The organism is Sinorhizobium americanum (assembly GCF_001651855.1).
Classification (GTDB): domain Bacteria; phylum Pseudomonadota; class Alphaproteobacteria; order Rhizobiales; family Rhizobiaceae; genus Sinorhizobium; species Sinorhizobium americanum.
On record NZ_LNQC01000081.1, the window covers coordinates 46,018 to 69,202 of the forward strand.

The 23,185-nt window shown below is 64.3% G+C and carries 22 protein-coding genes and 1 pseudogene; 10 read left to right on the forward strand and 13 right to left on the reverse strand.

The window, feature by feature from the left end:
- Nucleotides 1–40: 40 nt before the first annotated feature.
- The 6 genes and pseudogenes from ATC00_RS28660 to ATC00_RS28685 form a co-directional block, all read right to left on the reverse strand.
- Nucleotides 41–721, reverse strand: coding sequence for a cupin domain-containing protein (locus ATC00_RS28660; protein ID WP_064255303.1), 681 nt, complete (start codon nucleotides 719–721; stop codon nucleotides 41–43).
- On the reverse strand, nucleotides 708–1,748 hold the full coding sequence (locus tag ATC00_RS28665; RefSeq protein WP_064255304.1) for an alcohol dehydrogenase: 1,041 nt from the start codon (nucleotides 1,746–1,748) through the stop codon (nucleotides 708–710). The genes ATC00_RS28660 and ATC00_RS28665 overlap by 14 nt, the downstream gene beginning before the upstream one ends.
- A gap of 265 nt (nucleotides 1,749–2,013) precedes the next feature.
- Nucleotides 2,014–2,937, reverse strand: coding sequence for a transcriptional regulator GcvA (gcvA, locus tag ATC00_RS28670; RefSeq protein ID WP_064255305.1), 924 nt, complete (start codon nucleotides 2,935–2,937; stop codon nucleotides 2,014–2,016).
- A gap of 106 nt (nucleotides 2,938–3,043) precedes the next feature.
- Nucleotides 3,044–4,199 (reverse strand): annotated as a pseudogene (locus tag ATC00_RS32405) (M20 aminoacylase family protein).
- A gap of 3 nt (nucleotides 4,200–4,202) precedes the next feature.
- On the reverse strand, nucleotides 4,203–5,441 hold the full coding sequence (locus ATC00_RS32410) for a Zn-dependent hydrolase (protein ID WP_064255306.1): 1,239 nt from the start codon (nucleotides 5,439–5,441) through the stop codon (nucleotides 4,203–4,205).
- A 3-nt stretch (nucleotides 5,442–5,444) separates the two neighbouring features.
- A complete protein-coding gene (locus ATC00_RS28685) occupies nucleotides 5,445–6,632 on the reverse strand; it encodes a diaminopropionate ammonia-lyase (protein WP_064255307.1) in 1,188 nt (395 codons plus the stop codon).
- A 101-nt stretch (nucleotides 6,633–6,733) separates the two neighbouring features.
- Here ATC00_RS28685 and ATC00_RS28690 point away from each other — a divergent pair, with 101 nt between their 5' ends.
- The 9 genes from ATC00_RS28690 (at nucleotide 6,734) to paaZ (ending at nucleotide 14,577) form a co-directional block, all read left to right on the forward strand.
- A complete protein-coding gene (locus tag ATC00_RS28690) occupies nucleotides 6,734–7,210 on the forward strand; it encodes an Lrp/AsnC family transcriptional regulator (RefSeq protein WP_037387816.1) in 477 nt (158 codons plus the stop codon).
- A gap of 419 nt (nucleotides 7,211–7,629) precedes the next feature.
- Entirely contained in the window at nucleotides 7,630–7,845 is a 216-nt protein-coding gene (locus ATC00_RS32705; protein WP_037387814.1) for a hypothetical protein, read from the forward strand.
- 156 nt (nucleotides 7,846–8,001) lie between these two features.
- Entirely contained in the window at nucleotides 8,002–9,003 is a 1,002-nt protein-coding gene (gene paaA, locus ATC00_RS28700; protein WP_037387812.1) for a 1,2-phenylacetyl-CoA epoxidase subunit PaaA, read from the forward strand.
- 18 nt (nucleotides 9,004–9,021) lie between these two features.
- A complete protein-coding gene (gene paaB / locus ATC00_RS28705; protein WP_026614670.1) occupies nucleotides 9,022–9,306 on the forward strand; it encodes a 1,2-phenylacetyl-CoA epoxidase subunit PaaB in 285 nt (94 codons plus the stop codon).
- Nucleotides 9,306–10,088 carry a 1,2-phenylacetyl-CoA epoxidase subunit PaaC gene (gene paaC / locus ATC00_RS28710; protein ID WP_064255308.1) on the forward strand — a complete coding sequence of 261 codons (783 nt, stop codon included), beginning with the start codon at nucleotides 9,306–9,308 and terminating at the stop codon, nucleotides 10,086–10,088. Before paaB ends, paaC begins: the two co-directional genes overlap by 1 nt.
- 9 nt (nucleotides 10,089–10,097) lie before the next feature.
- Nucleotides 10,098–10,622, forward strand: coding sequence for a 1,2-phenylacetyl-CoA epoxidase subunit PaaD (gene paaD, locus ATC00_RS28715; protein WP_037387805.1), 525 nt, complete (start codon nucleotides 10,098–10,100; stop codon nucleotides 10,620–10,622).
- 26 nt (nucleotides 10,623–10,648) lie between these two features.
- Complete coding sequence (gene paaE / locus ATC00_RS28720) at nucleotides 10,649–11,725, forward strand: 1,2-phenylacetyl-CoA epoxidase subunit PaaE (RefSeq protein WP_037387803.1); 1,077 nt, start codon at nucleotides 10,649–10,651, stop codon at nucleotides 11,723–11,725.
- Between the two features lie 20 nt (nucleotides 11,726–11,745).
- Nucleotides 11,746–12,504, forward strand: coding sequence for a Phenylacetic acid catabolic protein (locus tag ATC00_RS28725; RefSeq protein ID WP_037387801.1), 759 nt, complete (start codon nucleotides 11,746–11,748; stop codon nucleotides 12,502–12,504).
- 15 nt (nucleotides 12,505–12,519) lie between these two features.
- Nucleotides 12,520–14,577, forward strand: a complete 2,058-nt coding sequence (paaZ, locus tag ATC00_RS28730) for a phenylacetic acid degradation bifunctional protein PaaZ (protein ID WP_037387799.1) — start codon at nucleotides 12,520–12,522, stop codon at nucleotides 14,575–14,577.
- A 42-nt stretch (nucleotides 14,578–14,619) separates the two neighbouring features.
- On the opposite strand, the gene ATC00_RS28735 is transcribed toward paaZ, so the two are convergent.
- The 4 genes from ATC00_RS28735 to paaG form a co-directional block, all read right to left on the reverse strand.
- Nucleotides 14,620–15,216, reverse strand: a complete 597-nt coding sequence (locus ATC00_RS28735; protein ID WP_037387797.1) for a TetR/AcrR family transcriptional regulator — start codon at nucleotides 15,214–15,216, stop codon at nucleotides 14,620–14,622.
- 98 nt (nucleotides 15,217–15,314) lie between these two features.
- Nucleotides 15,315–16,625, reverse strand: coding sequence for a phenylacetate--CoA ligase PaaK (gene paaK / locus ATC00_RS28740; protein WP_037387795.1), 1,311 nt, complete (start codon nucleotides 16,623–16,625; stop codon nucleotides 15,315–15,317).
- 84 nt (nucleotides 16,626–16,709) lie between these two features.
- Nucleotides 16,710–17,174: a hydroxyphenylacetyl-CoA thioesterase PaaI gene (gene paaI, locus ATC00_RS28745; protein WP_037387793.1), complete on the reverse strand. Its 465-nt coding sequence runs from the start codon at nucleotides 17,172–17,174 to the stop codon at nucleotides 16,710–16,712.
- Entirely contained in the window at nucleotides 17,171–17,962 is a 792-nt protein-coding gene (gene paaG, locus ATC00_RS28750; protein WP_037387791.1) for a 2-(1,2-epoxy-1,2-dihydrophenyl)acetyl-CoA isomerase PaaG, read from the reverse strand. The genes paaI and paaG overlap by 4 nt, the downstream gene beginning before the upstream one ends.
- Before the next feature lie 220 nt (nucleotides 17,963–18,182).
- Here paaG and ATC00_RS28755 point away from each other — a divergent pair, with 220 nt between their 5' ends.
- The gene (locus ATC00_RS28755) at nucleotides 18,183–20,243 is read left to right on the forward strand and encodes a 3-hydroxyacyl-CoA dehydrogenase NAD-binding domain-containing protein (protein ID WP_037387789.1); all 2,061 of its coding nucleotides are present in this window, start codon (nucleotides 18,183–18,185) and stop codon (nucleotides 20,241–20,243) included.
- A gap of 39 nt (nucleotides 20,244–20,282) precedes the next feature.
- Here ATC00_RS28755 and ATC00_RS28760 read toward each other — a convergent pair whose 3' ends face one another.
- The 3 genes from ATC00_RS28760 to ATC00_RS28770 form a co-directional block, all read right to left on the reverse strand.
- Nucleotides 20,283–21,077 carry a DUF1194 domain-containing protein gene (locus ATC00_RS28760; protein WP_037387787.1) on the reverse strand — a complete coding sequence of 265 codons (795 nt, stop codon included), beginning with the start codon at nucleotides 21,075–21,077 and terminating at the stop codon, nucleotides 20,283–20,285.
- A 168-nt stretch (nucleotides 21,078–21,245) separates the two neighbouring features.
- Nucleotides 21,246–22,301, reverse strand: a complete 1,056-nt coding sequence (locus ATC00_RS28765) for an Ldh family oxidoreductase (protein ID WP_037387785.1) — start codon at nucleotides 22,299–22,301, stop codon at nucleotides 21,246–21,248.
- Entirely contained in the window at nucleotides 22,298–23,185 is an 888-nt protein-coding gene (locus ATC00_RS28770; protein ID WP_037387783.1) for an alpha/beta hydrolase, read from the reverse strand. Before ATC00_RS28770 ends, ATC00_RS28765 begins: the two co-directional genes overlap by 4 nt.

Genomic DNA, 23,185 nt, shown 5'->3' on the forward strand with positions numbered 1-23,185 from the left:
AATGAAGCGGCAGGGCGGATGAAATTCCTTTCCGCTTGCTTCAGTCCGGCATCGGCAACACGTCGGCGTGCTGGAGAGGGGCGTCCTTGATCCAGATCTGAGCGCCTTCCGTGCCCGTCATCGCCTCAAGCGGTTCGCCAGCCGGCAGACGCCCCCAGCTCTGAGGTTCGAGCTTCTCGCCTTGGAAGGTCAGGCTGCCGGCAAGCACCAGGAATTCGAGACCGCGGTGATTTTCAACCGCTATCGCTGAACCCGGCCGCCACTCTTCGATCGCAACGCGCTCCCTGCCGTCGTCGAACAGCACGCATGCCGTGTCGGCTCCCTCGCGCAAGGGTACTGCCTCGCCCTCGGCGGGCGGGCGCACGACCTGCGCGTCGTCACCTTCCCGGAACTGCCAGAGACGAACGAAGATCGTACAGCCGCCTTCCGAGGCGGGCACATGCGAGGTGCCCGGCGGGTTGCGAAAATAGCTTCCCGCCGGATAGTCGCCGTGCTCGTCCTGAAAAGTCCCTTCGAGCACGAGAATTTCCTCGCCGCCACTATGGACGTGGCGCGGGAAGGCGCTGCCCGGTGCGTAGCGCACGATCGATGTTGCGCGGGCGATCTCGCCGCCGATGCGGTAGAGCATGCGGCGATCGACGCCCGCGGAAGGGCTCGAAACCCAGTCAAGTTTGGCCGCGTGGACGACGACCGGTTTTGTCAGGTCTTCATTGATGCGCATTGGACTGGTCTCCCATAGTCAGGACGATCCGGAATTTCGCGTCACCGCACCTCATCTTTTGAACGGCTTCCGCGGCTCGCTCGAGCGGCATGGTCTCGATCATCGGCCGCACGCCGGTCAGCACGCTGAAATCCAGCGCCTTCTCGTTCTCGAAGGGTGATCCCGTGATCGAGCCGACGATGCCGCGTTCGGCACCCACCAGATAACCCGTCGAAACCGGCAGCGGATCCTTGCCGACGCCGAGCACGATGAGACGGCCTTCCGGCGCGAGGGCAGGCATCAGGGCGCTGACGGCCGCTGGATTGGCTATCGTCGTCAGGATGGCTTTTGCGCCGCCGATCGCGTTGAGAACATCGGGTGCGCTTTCCTTATCCGTGTCAATATAACAATGGGCGCCAAGCTTCGTCGCATCCGCGGCGATATCTTCACCTCGCCCCACGGCCACCACACGGAAGCCCATTCTGCGGGCATATTGGAGGGCCATGTGGCCGAGGCCGCCGATTCCGAGAATGGCGACGTTATCACCCGCCTCGGCGCCGGATTTCTTCAGCGCGTTGAGCGTGGCAATGCCGGCGCAGAGGATTGGCGCCGCTTCTTCTGACGACAGCACATCGGGGATGGAGACGAGCCCTGTCGCCCGCGCGATCATCATCTCGGCATAACCGCCGTCGCAGGAGGAACCGACGACGGGCTGGTTGCGGCACAGATTGAAACGCCCCCGGCGACATTCGCTGCATTCGTTGCAATGCCCTCCGAGACGACCGACGCCGACGCGCTGCCCCGTCTTCCACATCGAAGGCGTGTTCGGACCAAGAGCGACAATACGGCCGACCACCTCATGCCCGGGAACGCGAGGCGGTTTCAAGCCGGGATCGGCCTTGTCGATGTCACTGGCATCGGCGCCACAGATGCCGCAGGCTTCAACCGCGATCAGCACCTCGCCCGCTTCGGGCGCAGGCGTTTGCCGCTCCACCAGTTCGAGGCCGCCCTGCCTGGTGATCTGCATCGCCCGATAGGTTGCTTTCATGCCTTCCACTCCCCTTACTGGCCGAACGTGATTTCGGGACCGGTCATGATCATCCCCTCAAGTCTCGCCTCGCACACAGGCGGACGGATCAGCGGACCATCGGTAGCGGGCCATTTCGCTGGAGATGGTCCAGTGTCGAGATTTGCGCCTGCGACATTTGATTGCCGCTAAACGGCTGCCCTGACAAATGAGAGGTTCTTGCAGGCGACAAAGAAAATCTTTACCGGGCTGGTGGCGGTCGTGAAGTCCGCGCGGCTTTTGCTGATCAGGCGCGGATCGTGGCCGCTTCCTCGATGAGCCAGTTGCGAAAAGCCTGCAGTTTGGCCAGGGAAGCGTATTCCGCACGATAGACCACATAGTAGGCCAGCTTCGACGGCACCTGGAACCCGGGAAACAGACGCTGGAGCCGCCCGGCTGCCAGATCGTCGCGCGCCAGGATGCTTCGCGCAAGGGCAACGCCTCGCCCTTCGATCGCAGCCTGGAGAACGGCGGCGGAATTATCGATCCTCATGCCCCTCTGCGGTTGGCTCTCGGACACGCCGGCCGCTCGCAGCCACATGTCCCAGGTGACGAATCCGATCGCCGGATCGACGGAGAGGTCGTGAATGAGAGTCGTTCGAGTGAGATCGTCCGGCTCGGCCAGATTGCCAATGTCAGGGAAACCGGGCGAGCAGACCGGAAAGATCTCCTCGTCCATCAGCTTTTCCGCAACCAGGCCCGCCCAGTTTCCGTCTCCGTATCGGACCCCCACATCGATTCCATGCGCCCTGTAGTCGACAAGCTTCAAGCTCGTCTCGAGGCGGATGTCGGTCTCCGGACATCTCGCCTGGAAGCGGTCGATGCGCGGGAGCAGCCATTTGGCCGCGAAGGCCGGACTGACGGTAACGTTCAGAATACCGCTCGTTGTCGACTCCCGAAGCCGTTCCAGTCCGATACTCAGCCGATCCAGGCCCGCTCGAATATCAGGAAGCGCGCGCTCTGCGTTTGCCGTCAAGGTGAGTCTCGTCTTCCCGCTGGGACTGCGCTGAAACAGCGGCATGCCCAGCCAGTCTTCAAGACCGCGCACCATCTGCCCAACCGCCGCGGCGGTGACATTGAGTTCCTCTGCGGCGGCCGAAAAGCTGCCGTGGCGCGCGCTGGCTTCAAAAGCACGCAGCGCATTGAGATAGACCGGCGATTTCCTCTTCAAGGCAACTTTCTCTTACGGAAATTGAGAAGGACTGATCCTTATAACGATACGACGGTAACCTCTTCGTTTTTTTGTGCCATGCGCAGATCCGACCTGCGAACTCGGCTCAGGCCGTGGCCGGGCGAAGACGCCTGCGGACGATGCTCGCGTGGAACTTCGCCCCATAGACAAGCCCATCGTCATTGAAATCATAAGTCGGATTGTGCAACGGCGCGGACTCCTTCCCGTTGCCGAGGAAGACAAAGCATCCGGGCACGAAATCGAGGAAGCGGGCAAAATCTTCCGAGCCGGTCATCGGCTCCTTGCGCACCGCGAAACTGCCGGGCTCGAACACCCCGCGGCAGCGAAGGCCTCGTCGACCAGCGTAGCGTCGTTCAACAGCGGCACGAATTCCCGCGTATAGCTGACCTCGGCGGTGACATTGTAGGCGAGCGCCGTGCCGTCGGCGATCACGCGCATCTGCTTTTCGATCTCGGCACTCACTTCGGAGCGGAAGCTTCTCGCGTCGCCTAAGATTCTGGCGAGACCAGGCAGCGCGCTCCGGGTACCGTCGGTGATAAGCTCGGTCACGGAAACGACGCTGATGTCGGTCGGACTGAGGCGACGCGAGACGATCGTCTGCAGGTTCGTCACAAGCGCACAGGCTGCGACGAGCACTTCGTTGCCGCGATGGGGTCGCGCTGCGTGACCGCCGACGCCGCCCAGGACGATCTCGAAATTATCCTCGGCGGACATGATCGCACCGGCACGGGTCTCGAAGTGGCCGACCGGAAGGCCGGGCATGTTGTGGATGCCGTAGATCTCTTCGAAAGGGAGCGGCGCATGATGCCGTCGTCGATCATCGCGAGCGCGCCCTTGCCCCATTCCTCGGCAGGCTGGAACACGAATCGGACCGTGCCGTCGAAGCCGCCTTCCTCCGCGAGCATGCGGGCGGCGCTGAGCAGCATCGCCGTATGGCCGTCATGGCCGCAGGCATGCATGATACCGGGATTGCGCGACGCATAGGGCAAGCCCGACTGTTCGGGTATGCGCAGGGCGTCCATGTCGGCCCTGAGCGCAATCGACCGGTTGTCATTCCCGCGCTTCAGCGTGCCGACGACACCCGTGCCGCCCACTCCTTCGGCGACGTCGTCGAGGCCGAACTCCCGAAGCTTTGCGGCGATGAAAGCCGAGGTCTGCCTTTCCTCGAAGCCAAATTCCGGATGGGCGTGAAGGTGGCGTCGCCACTCCCGCATCTCAGAGACCAGTCGCCCGAGATCCATCGCCTATTCCTCTTCCGTCATTTTGCGAACGACATCGAGCAGGACGTTGGCGCCCGCGATCAGGTCATCGTCCGCCGTGGATTCCTTCGGGTTATGACTGATGCCGCCCATGCTCGGCACGAAGATCATCGCCGTGGGCGCAATCCGCGCGATCATTTGCGCGTCATGGCCGGCCCCCGACGTCACCCGCCGGCAAGGCAGGGTGCGCGCCTCGGCGGCAGCCTCGATGGCAGCGACGATCCGTTCATCGAACTTCACCGGCTGGAAACGCGCCAGTCGCTCCACCGTTATCGTGACATCCTCTTCGTCCGAGAGCGTTTCGAGGAAGCGGGCAAGGGCGGCTTCTTCCTGGTTCAGCCGCTCCTCGTCCGGGTCGCGCAGGTCGACCGTGAATGTCGCGCGCGAGGGGATGACATTGATGGCGTTGGGCTCGAATTCCATGCAGCCGACGGTCGCCACCGTCGGCGTGTTCGCGGCCTTGGCGCGCTCCCGCAGGAAGATGACGACGCGCGCGGCCGCGTGGCCGGCATCGCGGCGCATGGAGATCGGCGTCGTTCCGGCATGATTGGCGTCGCCTTCGATCGTCACCCGCTGCCATGAAATGCCCTGGAGGTTTCCGACCGCGCCGAGCGGGACGCCCTCGCGCTCCAGCACCGGTCCCTGCTCGATATGCAGTTCGATATAGGCGTGCGGCTTTAGGAAGCCCGGTACCCTGTCGCCCGCATAGCCGATCCGCCGGAGCTCGTCGCCGAGCTTCGATCCGTCGGTTCCGATCGTGGCCAGCGCCGCATCGGCATCGAGCCCGCCGGCATAGACAAGCGACCCCATCATGTCGGGCGCATAGCGCACGCCTTCCTCATTGGTGAAGGCGGCAACGACGATGGGGCGCGTCGGCACGAAGCCGGATTCCTTCAGTGTCTCGATGACTTCGAGACCCGAGAGCACGCCATAGCATCCGTCATAGATCCCAGCATCGATGACCGTATCGATATGCGAACCGAGCATCAGCGGCTGGACGTCGGTAACGTCTGCCGGAGCCCAGATGCCGAAGATATTGCCGATCCGATCCACCGCGACCTCGAGGCCGGCCGCTTCGATCCATGAGACGAACCGGTCGCGGCCCTCCCGGTCCGCATCGGATGCAGCAAGGCGTACCAGCCTGCCATCCGCATCGCGGCCGATCGCACCGAGTTCGGAAAGCCGGCCTAGCAGCCGGGCGACATTGATGGAATGATTGCTCATGCTTCACCTCACGACTTCACAAGGCGAAAGCCCGACGATTTCTTGGTATTTGCCCGGATCGGTCGCGCCCTCGGTGTTGACCAGGAGGATGCGCGATTCCGCGCCGATGGAAAGCGCCGCCTTCACTTCGGGATCGGCAACGGCCTTCAGGAATCCGGCAAGGCCGACACCGCCGCTCTCGCCGGCGACAACGGCCGGATCGGTTCCGAGGGGATTGGCAAGCCGCCGCATCACCGCAACGGCGTCCTCCTCGCCGACGGTCATGAAGGCATCGGCGACGCGCGACAGAATGCGCCAGGCGACGAGCGACGGCTCGTAGCATTCCAGCATTGCCATGACGGTCGGTTCGCCATGCGGCACCGTCACGGGCCGGCCGGCCCGCGCCGTCTCGAACAGGCAGGCGGCCCGCGCCGGATCGACGACGGCGAAGACCGGCCGCCGCTCACCGAGCATGATCGCCAGATGGCCGGCGACCGCAGCGGCGATGCCGCCGACGCCGGACTGAATGAAGACATGGGTCGGCGGCGCAGGCATCTGCCTGAGCGCCTCGCGCACAAGAGCCGTATAGCCTTGCATCACCAGTCCGGGAATGCGCTCGTAACCCGGCCAGGAGGTGTCGGAGACGATGGTCCAGTTGCGTTCATCGGCAACACGCGCGGCCTCCTTGACGGAGTCGTCGTAGCTTCCCGCGACACGGATCATCGCGGCCCCGAAGCGCGCGATCGCCGCCACACGCTCGTCGCTAACGCCGGCATGGACGAAGATCGCCGCCCGCGCCCCGACGAGCTCGGCGCCCTGGGCGACCGACCGGCCATGATTGCCGTCGGTGGCGCAGGCGAAGGTCATCGTCCCGGCGATTTTGCGAATGTCAGGGGAATAGAGCTCGGGCATATCGACCGGCCTTCCCAGCCTTGCTTCCGCTTCTTCGAGAACGAGGCGGATGACGGCATAGGCGCCACCCAGCGCCTTGAAGCTGCCGAGCCCCAGCCGCTGGCCTTCGTCCTTGAGATGGATGGCCGCAACGCCGGTTTCGGCTGCGAGAGCGGGTAGGGAGACGAGCGGCGTCTCGGCGTGTTGGTCGCGGAAGCTGAGGTGGCGTTCCACGCCCGCGGCCGCGTCCAAGCCGAGGATCGCCGCATCCGCCGGTTCGAGCGGTCGTCGATAGTCCGCATTCGTATTGAGGATGAACATGAAGGCCTCGCTTGTTGTTTGTTGAAAACATATTGCAAAGGACACGAAAAAGGCGCTGATATTCGACCCTCGTTTTGCAAGTTTGTTTCGCAGGAGCTACCATGCCGCCCTCTAGCGCACCGCAGCTCGATGCCTTCGACCGCAAGATTCTCGAAATCCTGCAGCGCGACAACACGACGCCGCAACGGACGATCGGCGAGGCCGTCAACCTCTCGGCACCCGCTGTACAGCGGCGCATCAAGCGCATGACGGAAGAGGGCGTCATTCGCGCCAATGTCGCCGTTATCGAGCCCGGCGCCGTCGGCCAGGCAATTACCATCTTCGTCGAGGTGGAGGTCATCAGCGAGACGGCGGAACAGATCGAGCAGGCCAAGCGCGAATTCGCCGCCGCCGCGGAAATCCAGCAATGCTATTACGTGACCGGCGAAGCCGACTTCGTCCTCGTCATCGTCGTGCCCTCGATGGCCGACTACGAAGCGCTCACCCGCCGCCTGTTCTTCGGCAATAACAACGTCAAACGCTTCCGCACCTTCGTCGCCATGGACCGGATCAAGGTGGGGCTGAGCGTTCCGACGTAAGGGCCGCTTTGGGCGGGAAGCACAGATTAGCTGCGCCAATGACGCTTGCTGACCTTCATCGCGGCAGCGGATCGGACGCCTCACGCATCGTCGATCTGCACGTTGGGCAGTTGCAGCCAAGGCGGGTTGTCTGCGTAGATTTCGCGAATGAACTGCTTGATCTCTTCGATTCGGCCTTTCGTCGCGCCTGAAGCTGATGATGATCGGCGAGGTGGCGTTCTCATCCTTTATGGTGCGATAGCAGTCCGGCCTTTGCCGCTGCGAGGCCGCGGGAATGACGCACAGGCTCGTCCCGGCGGCCAGCTCTCCCGATATGTCACAAAAAAATCTGGAATCGCCGTTGAAATGTGACATAACTTACGCTATATCTGACCGATCGGTCGGTTAATGAAACTTGGCGATCCGGTAGGAGGGATCACATGCCCGAGGCTTTCATCTGCGGCGCGCACCCCTATGAACCTTTGTGGGACATCAGCATCGTCCGGTGCTTCGCGAGCCCGAAGCTCCGGGCGGCCTTCCGTGTTGATTCCCTGCCGGAGACCGCCGACAATGTGTTCGAGGATTTCGGCGTCAGCCGCGCCGATCTGCAGGCAGTGGCCGCAGGCAACCAGGCGCGCGGGGCCGCGGCAAAGTGAGCAGGTTCGTCCGCTCAGCACGGGCGGCGCGCATAGTGACGGCCGCCATATATCACCTTCATCGCCAGGGCGGCCGCTATGCGCTGTGGACCATGTGCATCGGCGTCGGCAGGCATTGCCATCATTCTCGAGCGCGCCCGACGGAGGAGTAGGACCATGTATGCGCAAATGGTGAAAACCGACGCTGCCCGCATCAAGGGTCTCGACGAAATGGATCCGCAAGAGCGGGTCTTCCAGCAGCGCATCGATACGGGCCAAAAGATCGAGCCAAAGGAGTGGATGCCGGAAGCCTATCGCAAGACGCTCATTCGACAGATCAGCCAGCACGCCCATTCGGAGATCGTCGGTCAGCTGCCGGAAGGCAACTGGATTACCCGCGCGCCGACGCTGGAACGCAAGGCGATCTTGCTTGCGAAGGTCCAGGACGAGGCCGGCCACGGCCTTTATCTCTACTGCGCCGCCGAGACGCTCGGAATCAGCCGCGACCAGATGTATGAGCAGTTGCACAGCGGCAAGGCGAAATATTCCTCGATCTTCAATTATCCGACGCTCTCCTGGGCAGATATCGGAGCCATCGGCTGGCTGGTCGACGGCGCGGCGATCATGAACCAGGTGCCGCTGCAGCGCTGTTCCTACGGGCCTTATGCGCGCGCCATGGTGAGGATCTGCAAGGAGGAAAGCTTCCATCAGCGCCAGGGCTTCGACATTCTGGCGAAGATGGTGAGAGGCACGCCGGCGCAGAAGGAAATGGTCCAGGATGCGCTGGACCGCTGGTGGTGGCCGTCGCTGATGATGTTCGGCCCCTCCGACGATGCCTCGGTCCACTCGGCCCAGTCGATGGCCTGGAAGATCAAGCAGAACTCCAACGATGAGCTTCGTCAAAAGTTCGTCGACCAGACGGTGCCTCAGGCCGAGTACCTCGGACTCACCGTTCCCGATCCGGACCTCAAGTGGAACGAGGAGAAGGGCGGCTATGATTTCGGCGAGCCGGACTGGAGCGAGTTCTTCGAGGTGATCGCCGGCAATGGCCCTTGCAATGCCGAACGCCTCGGGGCGCGCAGGAAGGCCTGGGGGGATGGCACCTGGTTCCGCGATGGTCTGACGGCGCATGCCGAGAAAGTAGCGGCTCGGCGCGCCAAGTCGGTCGCCGCCGAGTAGCGACAGGGAGATAGCAACATGTCCAGCGAATGGCCCCTCTGGGAGGTTTTCATCCGCGGCCAGCACGGCCTGAACCACCGACACGTGGGCAGCCTGCATGCGCCGGACGCGGAAATGGCGATCAACAACGCCCGCGACGTCTACACCCGCCGCAATGAGGGCGTCAGCATCTGGGTGGTGCGTTCGAGCGACATCGTCGCCAGCGCGCCCTCCGAAAAAGGGCCGCTGTTCGAGCCTTCGAACTCGAAGGTCTACCGCCATCCGACCTTCTTCGACATTCCCGACGAAGTGGGGCACATGTAATGGGTAGCGCAACCGTGACGGACACTACCGTCGACCGGGCCGTACTCTTCGAATTCCTGCTGCGCATGGGCGACAGCACCCTTGTCCTCGGCCATCGCCTTTCGGAATGGTGCGGCCACGCCCCGGCGCTGGAAGAAGACATTGCGCTCGCCAACACGGCGCTCGACTTTATCGGCCAAACGCAGTTGTGGCTGAGTCTCGCGAGCGAGGTCGAAGGCAAGGGCCGCAGCGCGGACGATCTTGCCTATCTCCGGGACGCGCGCGATTTCCGTAACCTCTTGCTTACAGAACGTCCGAACGGCGATTTCGGCAAGACGCTGATGCGCCAGTTTCTCTTCGACGCGTGGCACCATCTCTGTCTGGGGGCGCTGCTAGGCTCTTCCGATGCGCGCGTCGCCGCGATCGCCGAGAAGGCGTCCAAGGAAGTGGCCTACCATATCGAGCGCAGCCGCGACCTCGTCGTCCGGCTCGGCGACGGAACGGCGGAAAGCCACGCGCGCATGCAGGAAGCGCTCGATGATCTCTGGCCCTATACCGGCGAGATGTTCGTGAACGAAGCCTCCGACGTAGCCCTTGTCGCTGCCGGCGTGGCGCCGCCCGCAAGCCTCAAGGCGGAATGGGATGCGCTGGTTGCGGAAACGCTCTCCGAGGCGACGCTGAAGAAGCCCGCCGAGGGCCATATGCACAAGGGCGGCAAGCGCGGCATCCATACGGAACATCTCGGCTACGTGCTCGCCGAGCTGCAGTTCCTGCAGCGCGCCTATCCGGGCGCCCCCTGGTAGGAGGCTCACATGGCGACCGCGACGCTCCCGTCGATCGAGGATATCTGGGAATGGCTGGCGCAAGTGCCCGACCCGGAGATTCCGGTCATTTCGATTACTGATCTCGGCATCATTCGCGATGTCGCCTGGGACGGCGACACGCTGGTGGTGACGGTGACGCCGACCTATTCGGGCTGTCCCGCCACGACGGTGATCAACCTGGACATTGAACGGGCGCTCAAGGAAAAGGGGCTCCAGCGTGTACGGCTCGAACGCCGGCTCTCACCCGCCTGGACCACCGACTGGATCAGTGCCGAGGGCCGCAGCAAGCTCAAGACCTATGGGATCGCGCCGCCGGTCGACGGTACTGCCGCGGACGTAACGCTGCTCAAGCGGCTCGACCGTCTCTCCGGTCGCTCGAGCCTGACGGTTGGCTGTCCCCGCTGTGGGTCCTCACGGACCGAAAAGATCAGCCAGTTCGGATCGACCGCCTGCAAGGCGAGCTATCGCTGCTCCGACTGCCTGGAACCCTTCGATTATTTCAAGTGCATCTGACGCGATCCAGAGTGAGGCCCGCTTAAATGGCACGTTTCCACCCGCTGCAAGTCACCGAAGTCCGGCGCGAAACGCGCGATGCCGTGGTCGTGACGCTCGCGCCGCGGGAAGAAGACCGCGCCGCCTTCGATTTCACGCAAGGTCAGTACCTGACGTTTCGCCGGATTTTCGACGGCGAGGAGTTGCGCCGCTCCTATTCGATCTGCGCCGGAAAGGACGAGGGTGTGCTGAGGGTCGGCATCAAGCGCGTCGACGGGGGCTGCTTCTCCACCTGGGCGAACGAGGAGCTCGAACGCGGCGAGGTACTGGAGGCGATGCCGCCGATGGGGGGCTTCTTCACGCCGATTGAGCCGGATGTGGCAAAACACTATCTCGGCTTCGCCGGCGGCAGCGGCATCACGCCGGTCCTCTCGATCATCAAGACGACGCTTGCACGCGAGCCGCGGTCCCAGTTCACGCTGGTCTATGCCAACCGTCATGTCAGCTCGATCATGTTTCGCGAGGAGCTCGAAGATCTCAAAAACCTCTATCTCGGGCGGTTTGCGGCATTGCATGTCCTCGAGAGCGAAGCCCAGGATATCGACCTCTTCACCGGACGCGTCGACGTGGAGAAATGCGAAGCGCTGTTCCGCAGCTGGATCGATCTGAAATCGGTCGACACTGTCTTCATCTGCGGTCCGGAACCGATGATGCTGGCGATCGCCGCGGCGCTTCGCGCGCACGGGCTCCGCGACGAGCAGATCAAGTTCGAGTTGTTCGCCTCCTCGCAGCCCGGCCGTGCACGGCGCAAGGTCGCAAGCGCTGCCAGTGCCGACAGGCAATCGAGTTGCGAGGCGACCGTCACCCTCGATGGTGCGACCCGCAACTTCAGCTTTCCGAAGCAGGGGCAGAGCCTGCTCGAAGCCGCGCTCGAAAACAGGATGGATGCGCCCTACGCCTGCAAGGCGGGCGTCTGTTCCACCTGCCGCGCCAAGGTGGTCGAGGGCGAGGTTGAGATGGAGATCAACCATGCGCTGGAGGACTACGAGGTTGAGCAGGGCTATGTGCTGACCTGCCAATGCTATCCGCTGAGCGACCGCATCGTCGTCAGCTACGACCAGTGATGCTCCCAGGGAGAAGTTCCATGTCCGATGAAACGATGCCGATCGAGGACTATCTTGCCCAGGGCGGCCTGCTCACCTCGCCGGACAACGTGCCGCCGCGCTACCGTGGCGAGCTTCTCCGGCTGATGGCGAGCTTCGTCGACAGCGAACTCGCGGGCTCGGCCGGCTTCGCCGATGTCATCAACGATGCTCCGGGAATCAAGGAGCGCATCGCGGCGGCGCGGATCGTGTTGGAAAAGGCGGACCATGCGGGCCGGGTGCTCGAGATCATGGGCGATTTTGGCGCCGATACGGCGCGTTATGCGGTCCATCACCCGTGGTCGGCGCGGCTTCCCCGCGATGCCGATATCGGTGCCGAGCGCCGCGGCGGCGACATGCGGCTTTCGGTCCTCCACTACCCGCTCGAGGGCTGGATCGATGCGGTCGTCATGAACGTGCTGATGGGCAAGGCGGTCGTCATCCAGCTCGGCGAACTGGCGCGCATCTCCTATCAGCCACTTGCCGAGGTTCTCCGGTCGATTTTGCCGCGCGAAACCCGCCATGCAGAGCTCGGCATCGAGGGGCTGAAGCGAATTGCCGAGACGGAGGAGGGGCGCCGCGCTGCCCGGGAAGCGCTCGCTTATTGGCGTCCGCGGGTTGCCGCGAGCTTCGGTCTTTCCGGCTCGACCCGCTACCACATGCTCGCCCGGCTTGGGTTGCGTCACACCCCCAACGAGGCGCTGCTCGCCGAGTGGCAGAAGGCGATCGACGCCGAGCTCGCCGCACTGAACCTGAACTGACGGAAGGAATATCCGATGTACATACTGGCAGATCGTCCCCGTCGGCTTGAAAGCTATGTCGGCGGCGTCTGGACGCGGGGTGCCAAGGACGGCGTGGCCCTGCTCGACGCCGCGACCGGCGCGCCGGTGGCGCTGATCGATTCGAGCGGCATCGACTTTGCCGCCGCACTCGCCTACGGGCGCGAAAAGGCCGGCCCGGCGCTCCGTCGCATGTCGTTCCATGAACGGGCGGCGATGCTGAAGGCGCTCGCTCAGGCGCTGATGGACCGAAAAGAGGAGTTCTATGCACTCTCGACCGCCACCGGCGCCACGAGGACGGACAGCTGGATCGACATCGAGGGCGGCATCGGCACGCTGTTCTCCTACGCATCCAAGGGCAAGCGGGAATTGCCGAACACCCGCGTACTCGCCGATGGCGAGGTCGAGACGCTCTCGCGCGACGGCACGTTTTCGGCCCGGCACATCCTGACACCGCTCGAAGGCGTGGCGATCCACATCAATGCTTTCAACTTCCCTTGCTGGGGGATGCTCGAGAAGCTGGCGCCGACGCTGCTTGCGGGCATGCCGGCGATCGTGAAACCGGCAAGCCAGACCGCGTATCTCACCGAGCTGATGGTGCGGCGGATGGTGGAGACCGGACTTCTGACGGAGGGATCGGTCCAGTTGGTTTGCGGCTCTGTCGGGGATCTCCTCGATCATGTCGATGGCCAGGATGTCGTCACCTTCACGGGCTCGGCCGTAACCGGGCGCAAGCTGAAGATGCATCCCGCGATCATCGAGAATTCCGTGCGGTTCACGATGGAGGCCGATAGCCTCAACGCGGCCGTCCTCGGTCTCGACGCAGGTCCGGGAACGGAGGAATTCGAGCTTTTCGTCAAGGAAGTCGCCCGCGAGATGACCGCGAAGGCAGGGCAGAAATGCACCGCCATCCGCAGGGTGATCGCGCCGCGTGCGCATTCCGACGCTCTGATCGCGGCCCTTGATGAGCGGCTCGGCAAGGTTGCCCTCGGCAACCCGGCCGATGAGAGCGTCCGGATGGGGCCGCTTGCAAGCTTGGGGCAGCGCGAGGAGGTCCGAGCGCGCATCCGCGATCTTGCCGCCGATGCGGAGATCGTCGCCGGCGATCCCGCGAACCCGCAGGTTGTTTCGGGCGACGTGGAAGCCGGCGCCTTCCTCAATCCGGTCCTGCTCTTTTGCGGCAAGCCCGGCGCCGCGCGGGCCGTGCACGATATCGAGGCTTTCGGTCCAATCAGCACCGTTATGCCTTACGATACCGCGGAAGAAGCGGTGGACCTCGTGAAGCGCGGCAAGGGCAGCCTCGTCACCTCCGTCTTCACCAATGACCCTCGCATTGCCGAGGAACTGGTGCTCGGCATTGCGCCGTTCAATGGCCGGGTGATGATCGGCAACCGGGCGAGCGCCAAGACCTCGACCGGGCACGGTTCGCCGCTGCCGGGTCTCGTCCATGGCGGCCCGGGAAGGGCCGGCGGCGGCGAGGAGCTCGGCGGCATCCGGGGCGTCAAGCACTATATGCAGCGCACGGCCGTCCAAGGGGCGCCAGGGCTGCTCTCGGCGGTTACCGGCCGATGGATCGAGGGTGCCCCGGTGCGCGCCGACGGCGAACATCCGTTCCGCAAGTCGCTTGCCGAGCTCCGGATCGGCGACCAGCTGGTGACGGCGACCCGCACGGTGGCGCTCGAAGATATCGAGCATTTCGCCAATTTCACCGGCGACACCTTCTACGCCCATATGGACGAGGAGGCGGCCCGCGCCAATCCGTTCTTCGACGGACGCGTCGCGCATGGCTATCTGATCGTCTCCTTCGCCGCCGGTCTCTTCGTCGATCCCGCCCCGGGGCCAGTATTGGCGAATTACGGCGTCGACAACCTGCGCCTCCTGACGCCGGTCTATCCCGACGACGCGCTGCAGGTCCGGCTCACCTGCAAGGAGATCAATCCGCGGATCAATGCGGAGCATGGCGAGGTCCGCTGGGACTGCCGCGTCACCAACCAGACCGGCGCGACCGTGGCGCAATACGATGTATTGACGATGGTGGCGAAGACGAGAGGATAGCGAGTGGCGCCTAGGGTGCGGCCCTCGCTGTAAGGCGAAAAGTCAGCGCACCGCCTTGACGCCCTCCAGGATCAGCGTCGTGGCGATCTCGGCATATTCGTCCCGGCTGATCGGGCCGTCGGGGCGGAACCACATATAGACCCAGTTCATCATGCCGAAGAGCGACATCGTCACCGGCATCAGCAGGGGACGATCCTTGTTGAGAATCGGATTGATGTCGTTGAGAACGCTCGAGAACCGCTTGACGATGCGGCGCTCGATGGTGCGGATCTCGGCCATCTGCTCGGGCGAGAGCGCGCTCGTTCCATTCAATTGAACCTTGTGCTGGTCGTCGGCGTCGCGATAGTTTTCGAGCACCTGGCGCACGAGCAGCCGCAACCGCTCCCCCGGAGCGAGATCCGGCCGGTCGGCAGCTTCTATTGCCGCATCGAGCTCGGCCAGATGCGTGCGAACGATATCGAAGATCAGCGCGTCCTTGCTCGGATAATAGTGATAGAGCAGTGCTTTCGAGACGTTGCTGTGCGCGGCGATCTGCGCCATCGAGGCTTTTTCCATCCCCATTTCGGCGAAGACCGCCGCGGCGCTTGTCAGAATGCCACGCTGCTTTTCCTCGAAATCGACTGCGCGTGTTCGTGCCATGTTGATCCTGCTCAAACTCTCTACCTAGCCAATCCCACGAATAAGGGAGAACCGTAAAGTCCTCCCGTTTCTGTTGCCCGCGAGTGCCGTTGCGCCTGTCATTCCTTCGGGCGGTTGTCGACGATCCTTTTTGCTTTTCCTTCCGAGCGTGCGACGCCGCCCGGATCGTGTATCTCGATCCTCGTGCTGACACCGACGACGCTCTTGATGTGGTGGGCGAGTTCGCTCTCCGAGCCGGCTCGCGCGGTTTCGTCCGCTGCCTCGATCGTGCATTCGACGTGAACGGTCATGGTGTCCATCCGACCCTTGCGCGTCAGCTCGATCTGGAAATGGGGCGCCAGGCCGTGGCATTTCAGGATCTGCTCCTCGATCTGGGTCGGGAAGACATTGACGCCGCGCAGGATCATCATGTCGTCGGAGCGGCCGGTGATCTTCTCGACGCGGCGCATCGAACGCGCGGTGCCGGGCAGGAGCCGCGTCAGGTCGCGGGTGCGATAGCGGATCATCGGCAGGCCCTCCTTGGTCAGCGTCGTGAAGACGAGTTCGCCCATCTCGCCGTCCGGCAGCACGTCGCCGGTCACCGGATCGATGATCTCGGGATAGAAATGATCTTCCCAGATATGCAGGCCGTCCTTGGTTTCCACGCATTCGTTGGCGACGCCCGGGCCCATGACCTCCGAAAGACCGTAAATGTCGACGGCGTGCATGTCGAAGGCCCGCTCGATCTCCTCGCGCATGGCGTTGGTCCATGGCTCGGCGCCGAATATGCCGACGGCGAGCGAGCTCTCGCGCGGGTCCCGTCCCTGACGGCGGAACTCGTCGAGGATGGAAAGCATGTAGGAGGGCGTCACCATGATGATGCGCGGCTTGAAGTCGGCGATCAGCGTCACCTGCCGCTCGGTCATGCCGCCGGAAATCGGCACGACGGTGCAGCCGAGCCTTTCCGCACCGTAATGGGCGCCGAGGCCGCCGGTGAAAAGACCGTAGCCATAGGAAATGTGGACGATGTCACCCGGCCTGCCGCCGGAGGCGCGAATGGAACGGGCGACGACCGCCCCCCAGGTGTCGATGTCCTTGAGTGTGTAGCCGACCACCGTCGGCTTGCCCGTGGTGCCCGAAGAGGCGTGGATGCGGCAGATCCTCTGGCGCGGAACGGCGAACATGCCGAAGGGATAGGTTTCGCGAAGGTCCTGCTTGGTGGTGAAGGGGAATTTCGCGAGATCAGCGAGCGTCTTCAGGTCGGAGGGATGGACGCCCGTCGCGTCGAAGCGCGCGCGGTAGAAGGGCGAGTTCTCATAGGCATGGGCTAGCGACCACCTCATCCGCTCCAATTGAAGCGCCGCGATCTCGTCACGCGAGGCGGTTTCGATCGGGTCGAGATCGCCGGGGCGGGGCGAAAGGTCTTCCATGAATCTCTCCTCCGGGAATTGTCCTCCGCATGATGTCCGTGTTGGCCTCGCGGAATCATGCAGCATTTCAAAGCGTGGCGGCGCTCACGCTTCCGGTTTGCCATCTGCCTGTGGCAGGTGCGTGCCCTTGACAGTGCGCGAGTGGCCGCGGAACTCGGCGAGGTGTTCGCCGCGCTGGTTGGTGATGCGGATGTCATAGATGCCGCCCCGGCCGCGCCGCGAAACCGCGCTGGCCGCCGCCGTAAGCCGGTCGCCCTCGAGGGCCGGGGCGATGTAGGTGATCGAGCAGTGCTGGGCGACCGCGCGCTGATTGTAGCTGTTGCAGGCGAAGGCGAAGGCGGAATCGGCGAGGGTGAAGATGTAGCCGCCGTGGCAGATGCCGTGACCGTTGGTCATCTCCGACGTGATCGTCATCGAGATTGTCGCCGTACCGGGCGCGACGCGATCGAGCGTCATTCCGAGCCGCTGCGAGGCCTGATCGTCGTCCCACATGACACGGGCACAGGCGCTGGCGAGTTCCTCGGCGTTCATTCTTGCCGCGTCCATCATCTCCCCTTGAACTCCGGCTTGCGCTTATCGAGGAAGGCAGTCACGCCCTCGGCATAGTCGCCGCTGCGGCCGGCTTGACGCTGCAGGTCGCGTTCGAGCTCGAGCTGCTCGTCGAAGGAATTGACGGCAGCGGCCTGGATCGCCCGCTTGGTCATGCCAAGCCCCTTGGTCGGGCCGGCGGCGAGACGGGCGGCAAGGGCGCAGGCCTCGTCCATCAGCGCCGCGTCGTTGACGGCGCGCCAGATAAGCCCCCAGTTCGCCGCTGTCTCCGCATCGAGCGGCTCTGCCGTCAACGCCAGCGCCTTGGCGCGCGCCTCGCCGATCAGCCGCGGCAGGCTCCAGGTACCGCCGGAATCGGGAACCAGCCCGATCTTCGCAAAGGCCTGGATGAAGCGGGCGGAGCGGGCGGCAATGGTGATGTCGCAGGCAAAGGCGATATTGGCGCCGGCGCCGGCGGCGACGCCGTTGACGGCGCAGACGATAGGCTTTTCGAGGCTGCGGATCAGCCTGAGGAGCGGATTGTAAAAGGTCTCGATCGTGTGGCCGAGGTCGGGAGCGCCGTGATTGCGCGGGTCGCGATCGCCGAGATCCTGGCCGGCGGAGAAGCCTCGCCCGGCGCCCGTGAGCAGCACGGCGCGCACCGTGTCATCCGAGTGAGCGCGCTCGAAACCGGCGCGCAGCGCGAGATGCATTTCCTCGTTAAAGGCGTTCAGCTTGTCGGGGCGGTTTAGCGTCAGGCGCAGCACGCCGGCTTCAAGCGCCGACAGAACGGTGTCGGATTCGGCCATGGTTCCTCCCTGCCGCCAGCTGGATCCGGGGCAGAAAACCGTTGCATAAACCGACCGGTCAGTCAATAATAAATGCATCTAAGGCAGGTGGTGCGGCGTCGCGGCACTCAGGCTGCCGTTCGAGCGGACCTTAGCCTTGCAATAGCGTTTGGACACGCCGGAGCGACCTTCCCGGGAGGAGATGCGTTATGATCCAAGGCGTCGATCGGGGAAACTGGACATGACAATCAAAATCGAACACCGGGGGGAGATCGCCGTCGTCACCGTCGATAATCCTCCGGTCAATGCGCTGTCGCAGGTCGTGCGCCAGGGTCTTCTTGAGGCGGCGAAGGCGCTCGATGCCGACCCGTCGGTGAAGGCGATCGTACTGACCTGCGCCGGGCGCACCTTCATCGCCGGCGCCGATGTCGGTGAATTCGGCAAGCCCCCGATGCCGCCGCAACTGCCCGATCTCGTGTCACGGATCGAGCGGGCGGCAAAGCCGTGGGTCGCCGCCATCCATGGCAGCGCGCTCGGCGGCGGCTTCGAAGTCGCCCTCGGCTGCCGCTTCCGCGTCGCGGTTCCCTCGGCAAGCGTCGGACTGCCTGAGGTCCGCCTCGGCATCGTGCCGGGCGCCGGCGGGACGGTGCGCCTGCCGAGGCTCGCAGGGGTCGAGTCGGCGGTCGACATGGTCACGACGGGGACGCCGCTCGGAGCGCGCAAGGCCCACGTGGCCGGACTGATCGACTCGTTGATCGAGGACGATCTTGTGACCGGTGCCGTGTCCTTTGCACGCTCTATTCTCGACCGGCCGCTGCCGGACGCGCTTTGCGATCGCCCCGTCGCGGTACCTCCTGTGGGCTTCTGGGAGGCAGCGGAAAGGACCGTTTCCGCCCGCGCCAAGCGGGAAGAGGCGCCGCTGAAAGCGCTTGCCTGCGTGCGGCGCGCGGCCGAGACGGATTTCGCAGCGGCGATCGCTTTCGAGCGCGAGACGTTCCTGACGCTGCGCGGCTCGCCGCAGGCCGCCGCACTCCGCCACGTGTTCTTCGCCGAGCGGGCAGCGACCCGGCCGCCGGAGCTTGCCGGTTTGACGCCGTGCATGATCCGTTCGGCGGCCGTGATCGGCGGCGGCACCATGGGCGCCGGCATCGCCGCGGCGCTGCGCGATGCCGGCCTGCCGGTGATCCTGGTCGAGCGCGACGATGGGGCGATCGAAAGAGGGCTCGCCAACGTGCGGGCGATCTTCGACGGCGCGGCAAAGCGCGGCCGTATTTCCGCCGACGTGGCTGCCGAGCGGATAACGGGCATCACCGCGACGAGGGATTACGCGGCGCTCGCCGATGTCGATTTCACCATTGAGGCGGTCTTCGAGGATCTGGACGTGAAGCGGGACGTCTTTGCGCGTCTTGCCGACAGCTGCCGTGAGGATGCCATCCTCGCGACGAACACCTCCTATCTCGATCCCGAGCGGATCGCAGAGCGCATCCGCTGGCCGGAGCGCTTCCTCGGCTTACATTTCTTCAGCCCGGCGCATGTGATGAAGCTCTTGGAAATCGTGCCGACCAAGGCGACGACGCCGGAGGTTCTGGCAACCGGCTTCTCGCTGGCGCGGATGCTGAACAAGATCCCGGTGCGCGCCGGCATATGCGACGGCTTCATCGGCAACCGCATCTTGAAGATCACCCGAGCACAGGCCGAGCGGCTGCTGCTCTCCGGCGCCACGCCTACGGCGGTCGACGCTGCCATGCGCGCCTTCGGGCTGCCGATGGGGCCGTTCGAGGCGCAGGATCTCGGCGGGCTCGACATCGCCGCGTTCCAGCGCAAGGCCGCGCGTGCGCGCGGCGAGGCGTGCTTCGCGCCGATTGCCGATCGCCTCTGCGCGATCGAGCGCTACGGCCAGAAGAGCGGCGGTGGCTGGTATGACTACGAGCCTGGCGACCGCACTCCGCGGCCTTCGGAAGCGGTCGCGGCGGTCATCGCCGGGGAGGCGAAGGCCTTGCCTCGGCGGGACTGGAACGAGAACGCCATTGCCGACTGCATCCTCTGGCCGATGGTCAACGAGGGGGCACGCATCCTTGCAGACGGCACGGCGCTCAGGCCGTCCGATATCGACCTTGTGAAAATCCACGGCTACGGCTTTCCGCGCTGGCGCGGCGGGCCGATGCACCATGCGGAGGCCCAGGGTCTTGATACCGTCGCCGAGACGCTGCGCGCGCTTGCCCGTGAGGGGCTGGCCGAACCGCCTTGCGACCGCTTGCTCGAGGCGGCCCGACGCGGTGGATTCTCCGAGGTCCGCCGTTGAGGCGCTGTCTCCGGTCGAGCCGACGGGTCTGCGGGAGACCTACCTTCCAATGGAACGCTCCTGCATCTCTTCGCCTATGAAGCAATTGTAGGACGGCGCATATCCGGCAGGTTCCGGACGGGGCTGCCGGGCGCCGCTGACCTTCAGTCCGGAAATCTCGGCCGTGAGCTTGGCCAAAATAGCGGCCGAGAATTGACTGGCCTCCGATACCTTCATGACGAACGCCCCCTCTCCGCCGACGACGCATTGATTGTAATAGGCATCGAGGTCCGGAATCGAGGCCGAATCCGGCTTGTCTCTCAGCATGATCGCCAGCCCGTCGATGACGATCCCCTGGGCAACGGTGCTGTTGCGGGCAACCGGCGCCGGTACCCCGGCGTTGTTGGGTCCGTCGCCCGATATGTCGATGACGCGTCGGCTTCCCCGATAGGGGCTCAAGTGAATAAGCCTACGCGCGAAGGCAAGCACATTGGAGATGGAGGTGAACGAGATCCGTCTGATTGGCTGGCGGCGCAAGGCCTCGGCAAACTGTGCCGCACTCTGCTGGCCCTCTATCAGCGTCCAGGGCAGCACCTGGACGGCCTTGCCGCCCCACTCGACATAGGTCACCGCAATCCTGCCGAGCCGCCCCGTCCCGACCGCCCTCACTATCTCGGGCCTGCGAAACGCCTCCACATAGCCTGTCCGCTGAAGCCGCAGTTCGTCCAATCCAATCGAATAGGAAACGTCGACGGCCAGGACCAGCTGAAGGTCGACGGCTACAGGCTCCTGCGTCCCGGCGGTGCCGGCGGCGAGGAGATAGGGAGCAGCCAAGAGCATCCAGTGCGGTTTCATCGCTCCGCCAACCGGCGACGGGCGGCGCGAAACTCCGCCGGCCCCATGCCGGTTCTAGGCGCCGCTCTTCCTTTAGCTGTTTAAAGAGTAACGGAATGGACACTGATTGGCGATGACAACTACGGGCCCGGGGGGCGCATCAGATTTTGCAAGTCGTTCGCCGCCGCGTCAGCGGAGTTCTGTCGGAATCGCTATGCCCTGCTTGGCGGCTTCCGCCGCAAGGCGGTCGATCGTGCCCCCGGCGAGCGGAATGCCTTCCCGAAGCCGCTTCTCCGCCAGCAGGAAGCCACGCTCTCCGGGGAGCAGCACATCGTCCGTTCCTTCGGCCGGCGGCAAGGCTTTGATGGCGCGGGCAAGCCGATCGACCTCCTCCTCGAAATCCTCGCCAACACCGAAGGCCTTCGGATCAAGCGCAATCACCAGTCCGTTGAACCCGCTGTCCCTGTTGTCGGTCAGGGCGGCCGAAATGAGCGGATTGCCGCCGAGAAGGCTCACCAGAATCTCGATCATCAGCGAAAGCCCGGAGCCTTTTGGTCCCGCTATCGGCAAGACCGCCTTGAGCTTTGCCGGATCTGTGGTTGCGATGCCGGCTGCATCCACCCCCCAATCTGGTGGGATGGACTTGCCGGCGTCCTTCGCCGCCATCACCTTGCCCAGCGCCACCGCTGCCGTCGACATGTCGAGGACGATCGGGCGGGTCGGGTTTCGACCGGGCGCGGCGATCGAGATCGGGTTGGTGGAGACGCCTTCGACCCTGGAGCCGTGATAGATCATCAGCGGCTTCGAGGCCGTCATGGCGATGCCGACCTTGCCGGCCCGTGCAACTCTCTCGGTGAAATAGCCGACCGCTCCGGCGTGGCTCGTTCTGATGATGGAACAAAGGCCCACGCCGAATTTCTCCGCAAGCGCGGCAGCCTTGTCGGCCGCCATCGACATGCCGGCGGCGCCCGGCACGTGATCGCCGTCGATCATCGCGACGGCCCCGAATTCCCGCGACAGTTCCGGCTTCGCATCGCCCTTGACGATGCCGAGTTCCGCCATCTCGATGTAACGGGGAATGCGCAGGACGCCGTGCGAATCCGCCCCGCGCAGATTGGCCCAGACCAGAAGCCCGGCGGTTTGGCGGGCGTAGTCCCCCCTGAACCCGCCTGCCTCCAGCAGCGACGCGGAGAACGCTTCCAAGGTATCTTTGGCAATCACTCTCCTGGCCAGTTCGTTGCTCATGCGGCGGCTCCGAGCGGTGAGGGGAAGAACTTGTCGAGCCAGCCCTTGAGCATCATTTTCGTGCGCGGCGCGTCGTTGGGCGCCAGCGGGAAATGCGCCGTCGTGTCGATGAGCATGAGTTCGGTCGGTTGCCCCGCTTTCTCGAACATCCGCACGGATTCGATCGTCGGCGTGATGATGTCGTTTGCGGTGTGGAACAGGAGCAGCGGGCGCGGCGCGATATTGGCGACGACGTCATCGGCACGGAAGTTGTACATCGACCAGGCGGTTTCGACGGGGATCTCCATGATCGCCTTGGGCGAGAGATTCTTGCGCAGGTGCTCCGGGATCGGCACGGCGTCGAAGCGCGACATCCACAGGCTTTCGCCGGTCTCCTGCTTGTGCCTGCGGCCGTTTTCGAGAATGCCGATGAACTTGTCCCAGGATTCCTGGGTTGGGTGCTGGCCGCGGAACTTGCGCTCGCCATTGCCCCAGCCGCAGGAGGAAAGGCAGCAGGCGAAACGGTCATCGACGCCGGCGGCATAGACCGACACGGCGGCGCCGAAGCTGTGACCGGTAATGCCGATGCGCTCGGGATCGACTTCTTCACGCCCCGCTAGGAAAGTCAGCGCATTCTTGGCATCGGCCACCTGATCGAAGCAGCGGACCTGGGCGCGCTCGCCTTCGCTTTCGCCGCAGCAGCGGAAATCGAACCGCAGCGCGACATAGCCGAAGGCCTCCATCATTTCGGCCTGGATCTGGGCGTGGCTCTCGTCCTTCGAGCCGACGAAGCCGTGGCAGACGATGAAGGCCGGCAGCCGCTGGCCGGGCTTGCGTTGATCAGGAACGTGAAGGACGGCCGAGAGCTTCAGCCCGTCGGACATGAATGTAAGCTTTTCCTGCAT

Excerpts from the sequence above, each read along its gene's own strand:
- ATC00_RS28685 (WP_064255307.1), bottom strand. The coding sequence starts at position 6,632 with ATGTTCATCCTCAATACGAATGCGGACTATCGACGACCGCTCGAACCG.
- ATC00_RS28725 (WP_037387801.1), top strand. The coding sequence starts at position 11,746 with ATGTCCGATGAAACGATGCCGATCGAGGACTATCTTGCCCAGGGCGGC.
- ATC00_RS28755 (WP_037387789.1), top strand. The coding sequence starts at position 18,183 with ATGACAATCAAAATCGAACACCGGGGGGAGATCGCCGTCGTCACCGTC.
- paaK (WP_037387795.1), bottom strand. The coding sequence starts at position 16,625 with ATGGAAGACCTTTCGCCCCGCCCCGGCGATCTCGACCCGATCGAAACC.
- paaI (WP_037387793.1), bottom strand. The coding sequence starts at position 17,174 with ATGATGGACGCGGCAAGAATGAACGCCGAGGAACTCGCCAGCGCCTGT.
- ATC00_RS28770 (WP_037387783.1), bottom strand. The coding sequence starts at position 23,185 with ATGCAGGAAAAGCTTACATTCATGTCCGACGGGCTGAAGCTCTCGGCC.
- ATC00_RS28690 (WP_037387816.1), top strand. The coding sequence starts at position 6,734 with ATGCCGCCCTCTAGCGCACCGCAGCTCGATGCCTTCGACCGCAAGATT.
- ATC00_RS28765 (WP_037387785.1), bottom strand. The coding sequence starts at position 22,301 with ATGAGCAACGAACTGGCCAGGAGAGTGATTGCCAAAGATACCTTGGAA.
- paaB (WP_026614670.1), top strand. The coding sequence starts at position 9,022 with ATGTCCAGCGAATGGCCCCTCTGGGAGGTTTTCATCCGCGGCCAGCAC.
- ATC00_RS32410 (WP_064255306.1), bottom strand. The coding sequence starts at position 5,441 with ATGAGCAATCATTCCATCAATGTCGCCCGGCTGCTAGGCCGGCTTTCC.
- paaG (WP_037387791.1), bottom strand. The coding sequence starts at position 17,962 with ATGGCCGAATCCGACACCGTTCTGTCGGCGCTTGAAGCCGGCGTGCTG.
- paaA (WP_037387812.1), top strand. The coding sequence starts at position 8,002 with ATGTATGCGCAAATGGTGAAAACCGACGCTGCCCGCATCAAGGGTCTC.
- paaD (WP_037387805.1), top strand. The coding sequence starts at position 10,098 with ATGGCGACCGCGACGCTCCCGTCGATCGAGGATATCTGGGAATGGCTG.
- ATC00_RS28735 (WP_037387797.1), bottom strand. The coding sequence starts at position 15,216 with ATGGCACGAACACGCGCAGTCGATTTCGAGGAAAAGCAGCGTGGCATT.
- ATC00_RS28760 (WP_037387787.1), bottom strand. The coding sequence starts at position 21,077 with ATGAAACCGCACTGGATGCTCTTGGCTGCTCCCTATCTCCTCGCCGCC.
- paaE (WP_037387803.1), top strand. The coding sequence starts at position 10,649 with ATGGCACGTTTCCACCCGCTGCAAGTCACCGAAGTCCGGCGCGAAACG.
- paaC (WP_064255308.1), top strand. The coding sequence starts at position 9,306 with ATGGGTAGCGCAACCGTGACGGACACTACCGTCGACCGGGCCGTACTC.
- ATC00_RS28660 (WP_064255303.1), bottom strand. The coding sequence starts at position 721 with ATGCGCATCAATGAAGACCTGACAAAACCGGTCGTCGTCCACGCGGCC.
- paaZ (WP_037387799.1), top strand. The coding sequence starts at position 12,520 with ATGTACATACTGGCAGATCGTCCCCGTCGGCTTGAAAGCTATGTCGGC.
- ATC00_RS28665 (WP_064255304.1), bottom strand. The coding sequence starts at position 1,748 with ATGAAAGCAACCTATCGGGCGATGCAGATCACCAGGCAGGGCGGCCTC.
- ATC00_RS32705 (WP_037387814.1), top strand. The coding sequence starts at position 7,630 with ATGCCCGAGGCTTTCATCTGCGGCGCGCACCCCTATGAACCTTTGTGG.